Annotated in this window: 6 protein-coding genes and 1 pseudogene; 3 read left to right on the forward strand and 4 right to left on the reverse strand. The window is 61.3% G+C overall.

Annotated elements, in window-relative coordinates:
• Positions 1–68 precede the first annotated feature (68 nt).
• The 4 genes from NKJ89_RS34945 to NKJ89_RS34960 all read right to left on the reverse strand — a co-directional run bounded on the left by NKJ89_RS34945 (position 69) and on the right by NKJ89_RS34960 (position 5,339).
• Entirely contained in the window at positions 69–2,408 is a 2,340-nt protein-coding gene (locus NKJ89_RS34945) for an FG-GAP-like repeat-containing protein (RefSeq protein ID WP_352608971.1), read from the reverse strand.
• Positions 2,409–2,525: 117 nt separating this feature from the next.
• On the reverse strand, positions 2,526–3,374 hold the full coding sequence (locus NKJ89_RS34950) for an alpha/beta fold hydrolase (RefSeq protein WP_352608972.1): 849 nt from the start codon (positions 3,372–3,374) through the stop codon (positions 2,526–2,528).
• Between the two features lie 50 nt (positions 3,375–3,424).
• Positions 3,425–4,714: a beta-ketoacyl-ACP synthase II gene (fabF, locus tag NKJ89_RS34955; protein ID WP_352608973.1), complete on the reverse strand. Its 1,290-nt coding sequence runs from the start codon at positions 4,712–4,714 to the stop codon at positions 3,425–3,427.
• 46 nt (positions 4,715–4,760) lie between these two features.
• Positions 4,761–5,339 (reverse strand): TetR/AcrR family transcriptional regulator, encoded by a 579-nt coding sequence (locus NKJ89_RS34960; protein WP_352608974.1) that lies wholly within the window; start codon positions 5,337–5,339, stop codon positions 4,761–4,763.
• A gap of 282 nt (positions 5,340–5,621) precedes the next feature.
• Here NKJ89_RS34960 and NKJ89_RS34965 point away from each other — a divergent pair, with 282 nt between their 5' ends.
• The 3 genes and pseudogenes from NKJ89_RS34965 to NKJ89_RS34975 all read left to right on the forward strand — a co-directional run.
• On the forward strand, positions 5,622–6,749 hold the full coding sequence (locus tag NKJ89_RS34965) for an efflux RND transporter periplasmic adaptor subunit (protein WP_352608975.1): 1,128 nt from the start codon (positions 5,622–5,624) through the stop codon (positions 6,747–6,749).
• A gap of 2 nt (positions 6,750–6,751) precedes the next feature.
• Positions 6,752–9,862, forward strand: a complete 3,111-nt coding sequence (locus NKJ89_RS34970) for an efflux RND transporter permease subunit (RefSeq protein ID WP_352608976.1) — start codon at positions 6,752–6,754, stop codon at positions 9,860–9,862.
• 140 nt (positions 9,863–10,002) lie between these two features.
• Positions 10,003–10,122, forward strand: a pseudogene (locus NKJ89_RS34975) (TetR/AcrR family transcriptional regulator); the annotation flags it as partial.
• Positions 10,123–10,203 lie beyond the last annotated feature (81 nt).

Below are 10,203 nucleotides of genomic sequence, written 5' to 3' on the forward strand. Positions count from 1 at the left end.
GCTTGCGTCCATCGCCGGTCTCCTTCCCGGCCAACAGAATCCCGCTTGGTTACCAGAGCGTTAACGATTCATGATTCCGCCCTGGAGGGGCGCAAGGAAAAGGCCCGGACGGTGCCAGTTCTGTAAGACTGACTTGTCAAAGTGCCGCCAACCGTGATCACGTCCATCCGACCGTCATTGTCGAAGTCGCGCAGAACGGCAGACACGCCCGCCATCGACGAAACCAAGTAGGTCTTGAACCCTGCACCGGTCGACAAATACAGATTCGAGTTACCGTTGGTACCATTGTAGATGAAGATGTCGGTCGCACCGTCGCCATTAATGTCGGCAAAAGCACAGGTACCCAAACCCGAGTACTCGGTATTCGGGCAGCTGATCGAGAATGAAGCCCCGCTGCTTTGCCAGCTTCCGTTGGATAGGACTCCCTTTTTGATCGTTCCGCCGCTGCCCCAGTAGATCGGTTCTTGTCGGCCATTGCCAAGAAAGTCGCCAATGCCTTTGAGGCGGGAAGAAGATCCGTTGACGTTCAGCGTATCGACCCCGCCGCCGACTGCGTCGGCAGCAATCGCTCGGTTCTCGGGTTCAGTGCCAGTCGGCAGGGCGTCGCAGATGGCTTGATAGCCGGCAGGCACGCAGGTCGATTTCGTCAAACCCAACGAAGCGTCTGTCTTGATGATCGATTTGGTTGCCGTATAGGTAACTTGACCGGTGGCGCCATTGACATAAGGTTGAATGGCTGAGTCAGCGAAATCCATTGTGTTCTTGCTGGCCAGGAACCGCCCTGACTGGGAAAAATACTCCGGAGGGTTGGGGTCTGTGTTCCAGCCTCGCAATGTATCGAGGGGCAGAGATATTGTAGCTGACTGTGCGCCATTCGAATTGAATTTGTAAATGTACTTAGTCCGCTGCAAAGAAGGGCAAGGACCTTGATTGTGAGTGCAAGTGTTCACACGCTGGATATAGTCACCAAAGATTTCATCTCGACCATCGAAATCTAAATCGCCAACTTCCCGCGGCGACGACACGTTTCCAAGCGCGCCTACTAATGAGGCCGGCACCGCTCCATAGATCCCATCTGTATTCTGATAGGTCATCTGCCCAAGCACCTTCGCTGTACCTCCAGAGATGGTACCGTCGGCTGCGACCGTTGCATCCGTGCCGTGACGCGTCACTGCGGTCAGCCGCGAGGCGTTGGAGAACGGTGCCTGATCGTAGGTCAGCTTGTAGGCGCCGCGCACCGCGCCGCTAACGGTGATGCCAATCGTCTTGATGCGTTGGCTGGTCAGAGAGATGTCGCGGCCATTGCCCATCAGGATCAGGTCGGGACGGGTCTCGTAGTAGAATTTTACGATGGTGCCGTTGTAGCTGACGCTGTCGGGATAGCAGACCGGGCTGGCCGGACAAGTGTAGCTGTATGAAACGCTGTTGCCGTTGGTGTCGGTGACCGAGGTCAGCAGCCAGCGGTAACTCATGGCAAGGTCATAGGCCGGCGTGCCGGCCGTTGGCGTCAAATTGGCAACCGCCGCCACCGAGCGGAAGGTCGAGACAGTGCCATCCCTGTCGGTCACCTTCCATTCATTGGTGCTGCTGTTCAGCGCAACGCGGCGGTAGCTCTCGTTCTCGGTCGCATGCGTGCCGCCGGTCGCACACGACGGCGAGACCATCCCGGCAACGCACGCGACCACCGCCTGGCCGTCGAGCAGATAGATGTCGTTGGCATCGTAGGCCGGCATGCCATAGCCCGGCGTGGCCCGCTCGATTACATCGAGACCATCGAGCCCCCATCCATAGCCGAGCCAGCCCTGATAAAGGCCACCAAGCTTGCTCTTGCGGGATGAGTTATAGTTCAGCGCGATCTGCGGCTCGACGCCATGGAAGGCAGGCACATCGATGCCGATGGAATAGCCCAGATTGCCGTTACCCGAACTCTTCGGCAGATCAACCTTCGGCGTGCCAATGGCTTCTGGATCGCCGCTGGTCGTGGTCGCCAGCGTAGTTGCAACGGCCGGCGCCTCGGGGGCGGCCTCCGTGTCGGTCGTCTTGGCCGCCTTGCCGCTGCTCTTGGCATCCGCAGCCTTGGTATCTGTCGCCTTGGCATCCACCGGCTTGGCGCCAACCTTGGCCGCCGCATCCGGGCTGTCGGTTGCCGCACTTGATGCTGCATCTCCCGCCGCCGGCGCCGCAGTGCCCGACGCTGGCGTGCCACCTGCCGGCTGTGCGCCTGATCCCAGTGCCGCGCCGCCATTGCCGAAGCCGGCAGCAGATGTTCCTGTGGCCGCGGAAGAGCCCCGGCTCTCCTGCGCGAACACTACTATCCCTGCACTTCCGCTAATATAAGAGACAGCAGAAATATCCGCGCCCACAACACTCAAGGCAAGCACTGCGGCGCCAACAAGAAACCGTTTCATGAGTCCCCAAGCCAAGTTGCCTATCGGTACTCATCTTTCATTTTGGGAATACGACGCCAAACTGTAATAGGATACTTATCAACAGAGTTATTTGTGGAACGACGCTGAGGACCCAGCTCAACCCGTAGATCCCAGTATGATGCGTGCCAGTTCCGATGGATTCTCCACCGCTGAAAAGTGCCCAGTGTTCTTGAGTGTGAACATGCGCGCGTTGGGAAGCAGTGCCCGGGTCCGCTCGCGCTCGTCGGGGCGCGACCAATCGCTGTCGCCATAGATGAGCGTCACGGGTGCAGAGACGAGCCGATACCAGTCCCGCGCCGCGGACCAGGATCGCCAGCCTGCGAGCACCTTGCGAGCGATGCGCTTGTATCCAGGGCGCTTCGCGACGCGGCCGAACTCGGCGAGAAGGTCGGAAGGAAGCTTGCGCGGATCGTGATATCCACCGCCCATGATCTTGCCGAGTACCATCTGGTTTTCCATCCAGGCATTGAATGGGCCTAGAACTGGGACTTGCAAACTTCCGATGATGAAATTCGCGAGCCAGTTGCCACGTCGGAGTCCATCTCCGTAACGGGTTTCGTAGTCATAGGGATTGCTGGCGAAGACGCGCTTGACCCGTTGCGGAATTGCCGCCGCGACCGTGAGAGCCAATGCACCGCCGATCGATTCGCCCACAAGCGTGACGTCGGTGAGGTTGAGCTTCTCGATGAAGCCGATGACGCCTTGCCTAAAATACGGCTCATCGAAGGGCGCGAGTGGGTCGATCGGCGAATGACCGTGTCCAGGGAGATCGATGGCATACACCGTATACGACTCGGCGAGCAGGGGTGCCAAACCGCGAAAGTACTCGAGCTGCGTGCGGATCGTATGCATAAGGACCAATGGTGGCCCATTGCCGGTCTTTTCATAACGCAGAGTAAGCGTGTCCGATATCTGCAGAAGGTTGGGTCTGGGCGAGGTCAGCATTTCAGCTCTCTTCTTTGTGTATGTCGGGAATGAGGACAAGGTGGTCTCAGTCAGGCCGCGCGCCGGCCAGTTTCGTCGTCCCAGCGCCGGAACAAGGCGCTGGCATTGACGCCTCCGAAGCCGAAGCCGTTGCAAATCGCGTAAACCATCGCCAATGGCCGGGCCTGGCTTGCGACGAAATCGATACCGTCACCGGCCGGATCGGGAGCGCTCAAATTGAGAGTGGGCGGGGCTACCTGGTCTCTGAGCGCCAGGATGGTGAAGATCGCGCCAAGCCCACCCGCGGCTCCGAGCAGATGCCCGGTCGCCGACTTCGTGCCGCTGACGGCGATATTGAAATCCCCGCCGAAGACGCTTTTGATTGCCGCCATCTCTCCGAGATCGCCCACCGGCGTGGAGGTCGCATGCGCATTGAGATGACGAACCTCATGCGGCGAGATGCCAGCCTGGGCGATTGCGATCTCCATGGCACGGCGCGCGCCATCGCCATCCTCGGGACCGGAAGTCACGTGGTGTGCATCCGCCGTCGTGCCATAGCCGACGAGTTCGGCGAGCGGCTTGGCGCCGCGCGCGAGCGCATGGTTCAAATCCTCGATCACCAGCACGCCGGCTCCTTCGCCCATGACGAAACCGTCGCGTGACGTGTCGAATGGACGAGAGGCTTGATCAGGACGATGATTGAAGGAGGTCGAAAGAGAGCGTGCCGCTGCAAAACCACCAAGGCTGACGACATTCATGCATGCCTCGGTTCCGCCGCATACGGCGATATCGGCTTCATTGGCGCGGATGAGGCGAGCCGCATCGCCGATCGCCTGGATGCCGGCCGCGCACGCCGTGACCGGCGCGCCGAGCGGGCCTTTGAAGCCATGGCGGATCGAGATGTGGCCCGCCGCGAGGTTCACCAGGAAGGATGGCACCGTGAAGGGTGAAAGACGGCGAACACCGCGCTGATCAACTGTTCGCACGGCTTCGGTTATCGCCGGGAAGCCGCCAACCCCCGAAGCGATGATCGTCGCCGTACGCAAGCGATCTGTCTGCGACACGGGTGCCCATCTCGCCTGGGCAAGCGCCTCATCCGCAGCCGCCAGTGCGAAGAGGATGAAGCGATCCACCCGGCGCTGGTCCTTCGGAGCCAAGATCATATCGGGATCGAAGCCGGACTCGGGGTCTTCTTCCACGCAGGGGACCACGCCGCCGACCTTCGCCGGCAAGTCGCTCACCATATCGTCCGGAAGCTTCCGGACCCCGGAGCGACCGGCCAGGAGACGCGACCACGACGCCTCGACATTGGCGGCCAGCGGCGTGACCGCTCCTACGCCCGTAACCACAATCCGTCGCATCCATTCTCCTATGGCTTGGGCGTGTCGGTCGCGCTGTGCATGCCCTTCAAGCCGCGACTGCTTTGCGCACTTGATCGGTCGCCGCATCGAGAAAGGCCTTGGCGAAGTCCGGGTCGTTGACCGCGCGCGAGAGGACGACCGCACCAACCATCGTCGAGAGAATGGCCATGGCATTGCGGCCGGGCTGCGCGCCACCGGCCTCGCCGACCCATGGTCCCAACATCTTGAGGTATTCCCTGATTCCGGATTCGAACGATGCTTTGACGTCGCTCCCCTGCCTGGCAGCATCCGAGCCGAGGGCAACAACCGGACAGCCGTCCATCTTTTCTTCGCGATGCCCCGTGCTGAGATAAAGGTCGATCACCGCGCCAAGCGGATCCTCCGGTTTCGCAGCGATAGCACCCGACCATCTGCTGGTCGCATGTTCCATCGCCCGGCTAGATGCCTGTGCCGCCAAGTCCTCCTTCGATGCGAACTGCTTGTAGAAAGCGCCTTGGGTCAGCCCGGCGCCCTTCATCAGATCCTTGAGGCCGATGCCATCGAAGCCGTGCTCCCGAAAAAGCCGGCTGGCCACATCGATCACGGTTTGCCGGTTCTGCTCAGCCTGAACGCGACTTACGCGCATCATCATCTCCATATTTAGATTGCGTACAAAATCTATATCTCAGTTAGAGACCGAACGCAATCTATCAAGAGGAGATGCGGGACGGATGCTCGCCACGTGAGCGGTGTGGCGGTTTGCCGCAGACCGAATATGTCGTCTTTTTAGATTGTGCACGAAATCTAAATGGTATAGAGTTCGACCACAATCTAACAAGGGGATACGAAGATGGTCCGCAGAATCTCGGGCGACGCAGGACACAGCATAGAGAATGAACGCAATCTATTTCGACGTAGGGCGATGGGCATGAAAAAGAGACCGGTAATTATGCTGGGCGCGATCCTGATCGCGGGATCAGGGTTGATCGTGGTGTCAGCGGCGACGGCATTCGCCACATTCGCCAATTCCGCGAAGGAAGCTTCCGCCGCGAGCGATCCGAGGCAGGAGCCGCCCGTCGTCAGGCTGGCGGCGGCAGCCCAGGTGAGCGGTTCCGAACGCAGCTTCACGGGCATCATAGGGGCCAGGGTGGAGAGCAATCTCGGCTTCCGCGTTCCCGGCAAGATCATCGAACGGCTCGTGAATGTCGGTCAGCAGGTAAAAGCCGGTCAGCCGTTGATGCGGATCGACGACACCGACCTTCGTCTCGCGCTCACTGCAAAGCATAATGCCGTTGTCGCCGCGCGTGCGATCGTCGCCCAGACCGAGCCGGATGAACGGCGATACGCCAATCTGCTGAAAGATGGATGGGTCCCCCGGCAGCGGTACGAGCAGGCGAAGGCCGCAATGGATACCGCCACGGCCCAGCTCGCCGCCGCCGAAGCGGAAGCGAAAGTCGCGGAGAATGAGGCGACCTATGCGGTCCTGGTGGCGGATGCCGATGGAACAGTGGTCGATACGCTTGGCGAGCCGGGTCAGGTCGCCTCTGCCGGCCAGGCGGTGGTTCGTGTTGCCCAGGCCGGCCCCCGCGAAGCTGTGGTCGCGCTTCCCGAAACGATCCGGCCGGCGATCGGCTCCGTGGCCGAGGCCAGCGTCTACGGGGGTGATGAGCAACGCCATGCGGCACATCTGCGACAATTGTCCAACTCCGCCGATGCCCAGACCCGCACCTATGAGGCCCGCTATGTGCTTGACGGTGAGGCAGCGGCAGCGCCGCTTGGCGCGACTGTGACCATTCGCCTTGCAACCCAGGCAACTCAGCCGGAAGTCCAGGTGCCGCTTGGGGCAGTGCTCGACGACGGCAAGAAGACCGGCGTTTGGGTCTTGGACAACGGCACGTCGACCGTACACTTTCAACCGGTCAAGCTTGTTCGTGTGACAGGCGAATCCGCCGTGATCTCCGGATTGGGTTCCAGCGATCAAATTGTCTCGCTCGGCGCTCATCTTTTGCAGGAGGGCGCTCGCGTCAGGACTGCTTCCGAAAATGGGAGCAACTGACAATGAACCTCAATCTTTCAGCGATCGCCGTTCGCGAACGCGCCGTCACCCTGTTCTTCATCCTCCTGCTCGTGGCGGCTGGCGCCTACGCATTCCTTATGCTCGGGCGGGCGGAGGATCCCAACTTCACCATCAAGACCCTGACGGTCACGACGGCATGGCCGGGCGCGACGGCCCGCGAGATGCAGGACCTTGTCGCCGAGCCGTTGGAGAAGCGGCTTCAGGAGCTCACCTGGTACGATCGGGTCGAGACGACCACGCGGCCGGGATACGCCTATATGACGGTCACGCTGAAGGACAGCACGCCGCCATCCGCCGTGCAGGAAGAATTTTACCAGGCCCGCAAGAAGCTCGGGGACGAAGCCCGCAACCTGCCGCCCGGCGTCTACGGCCCCTTCGTCAACGACGAATATTCGGATGTGAGCTTCGCCCTTTATGCGCTGAAGGCCAAAGGCATGCCGATGCGTGAGCTGGCCAGGCAGGCTGAGACCATTCGCCAGGATCTTCTGCACGTGCCCGGCGTCAAGAAGATCAACATACTCGGTGAACGTCCGGAGCAGATATTCGTCGAGTTTTCCTATGCCAAGCTGGCAACCCTCGGCGTGTCCGCACAAGATATCGTCGCGGCCCTGCAAAGGCAGAACACCGTCACGCCGGCGGGCTCGATCGATACTCAGGGGCCGCAGGTCTTCATCAGGCTCAACGGCGCTTATGACGGTGTCCAGGCTATCGCCGACACGCCGATCGTTGCCGGGGGGCGGACGCTGAAGCTTTCCGACGTTGCACAGGTCCGCCGCGGCTACGAGGACCCTCCCACCTATCTCATCCGACGCCAGGGCGAGCCCACCATCATGCTCGCGGCCGTTATGCAGGAGGGTTGGGATGGTCGCGCGCTCGGCAAGGCGCTGGAGGACAGGACGGCGGCCATCGCACGGACATTGCCGCTTGGGATAACGCTCGACAAGGTGTCCGACCAGGCCGTCAACATCACCTCGGCGGTCGACGAGTTCATGTTGAAGTTCGCGATGGCGCTCGGTGTCGTGCTGCTGATCAGCCTGCTCAGCATGGGCTGGCGCGTCGGCATCGTCGTGGCGGCCGCCGTCCCGCTGACGCTTGCCGCCGTGTTCCTCATCATGCTGGAGACCGGCCGGTTCTTCGATCGCATCACGCTCGGCGCCCTCATCCTGGCGCTCGGTCTTCTCGTGGACGACGCCATCATCGCCATCGAGGTGATGGTGGTGAAGATGGAAGAAGGCATGGATCGCATCAAGGCGGCGGCCTATGCCTGGAGCCATACCGCGGCGCCGATGCTGTCGGGAACGCTCGTGACGATCGCTGGGTTCCTGCCCGTGGGCTTCGCACGCTCGACGGCTGGCGAGTACGCCGGCAACATCTTCTGGGTCGTGGGGTTCGCTCTCATCGTCTCCTGGATCGTCGCGGTGGTCTTCACGCCCTACCTTGGCGTCAAGATGCTGCCCGCGATCAAACCGGTCGAAGGCGGCGTTCACGCCATATACGACACACCGAACTATCGGCGCCTACGGCGGCTCATCATCTTTGCCGTGCGCCACAAGTTCGTGACCTGCGGTGTCGTCGCCATCGTCTTCGCGCTTTCGGTTGTCGGTATGGGCAGCCTGAAACAGCAATTCTTCCCGACATCCGACCGCCCCGAAGTGCTGGTCGAGGTTCGCCTGCCGGAAGGCACCAGCATGGAGACCACGACCGCCACAGTGGAGAAGCTCGAGCATTGGCTGGACGGCCAGCCCGAAGCCAAGATCGTGACGAGCTACGTCGGTCAGGGCGCTCCGCGCTTTTTCTTCGCCATGGCGCCGGAACTGCCTGATCCCGCCTTTGCCAAGATCGTCGTGCTGACCCCGGACGCCGAGGCGCGCGAGGCGTTGAAGCACCGGCTCCGGGACGCGGTATCGCAGGGGCTCGCTCCCGAGGCCAATGTGCGCGTCACACAGCTTGTGTTCGGACCCTACACACCGTTTCCTGTCGAGTTCCGGGTCATCGGGCCTGATCCCGCGCAACTCTATAGCATCTCCGAGAAGGCCCTCGATATCATGCGAGGCGTCCCGGACGTGCGACAGGCCAACCGCGACTGGGGCAACCGCACGCCCGTACTGCGCTTCATTCCTGACCAGGATCGGCTGAACCTCATCGGGCTGTCACCTGCGGAGGTGGCCCAGCAGCTGCAGTTCCTGCTCACCGGCATTCCGGTCACACAGGTCCGCGAGGACATTCGCAATGTCCCGATCGTGGCGCGCAGCGCTGGGGCTGAGCGGCTGGATCCGTCGCGTCTGGCGGATTTCTCGCTGATGAGCCGGGACGGCCGCCAGATTCCACTCGACCAGATCGGTCATTCGGAGGTCCGCTTGGAAGAGCCGATCCTGAAGCGCCGCGATCGTCTGCCGGTCATCACGGTCCGCTCGGATATCAATGAGGCAACGCAGCCTCCAGAGGTCTCCAAGCAGATCATGACGGCCCTGCAGCCGCTGATCGCTTCCCTTCCGGCCGGCTATCGCGTCGAAATGGGTGGATCAATCGAGGAGGCGACCAAGGCCAACACTGCTTTGAGCAAGATCTTCCCGGCCATGATCGCCGCCATGCTGATCGTCATCATGCTGCAGGTACGATCCTTCTCGACGATGTTCATGGTCGTGCTGACGGCACCGCTTGGGCTCGTCGGCGTCGTGCCCATGCTGCTCACCTTCAACCAGCCTTTCGGGTTCAACGCCATTCTGGGCCTTATAGGACTGGCCGGCATCTTGATGCGCAATACGCTGATCCTGACGGAACAGATCAAGGAGAACCGTGCTGCCGGTCTTGACGACTATCACGCCGTCATCGAGGCCACCGTGCAACGCACGAGGCCCGTCATCCTGACCGCTCTCGCCGCCGTGCTGGCTTTCATCCCCCTTACGCACTCCGTGTTCTGGGGATCGATGGCCTACACACTGATCGGCGGCACGGCGGCCGGCACGGTGCTGATCCTGCTCTTCCTTCCCGCTCTTTATGCCGCGTGGTTCCGGATCAAGCCGACTGCGGATGAAGCCGATCATGCTTCGACCGAAGAACCGGAATTGCAAACAGCGATGGCTGCCGAATAGGGCACTGTTGTCGGAAAAGACGGTTCAAGTTCTTGCCCGCTGGCTTTGCCTGAAACTTGCAAGCTCCCTGCACGATCTTGCCGTCTGCCGATGACTGTCCACGCGAGCCGCGAAGGGGGGCATCAGCACTGGAGACATCGATGGATCGCCCGGTTCGAAAGCCACTTGATCGAAACGAGGTGCGCCGGCGCATTCTGGAGGTGGCGGAGGAGCACTTTCGCCGCATCGGCTACCATAAGACGTCGGTTGCCGACATCGCAGGGCGGAATCATGAATCGTTAACGCTCTGGTAACCAAGCGGGATTCTGTTGGCCGGGAAGGAGACCGGCGATGGACGCAAG

The sequence above is a fragment of the Mesorhizobium sp. M0047 genome, assembly GCF_040323315.1.
In the GTDB taxonomy this organism is placed as follows: Bacteria; Pseudomonadota; Alphaproteobacteria; order Rhizobiales; family Rhizobiaceae; genus Mesorhizobium.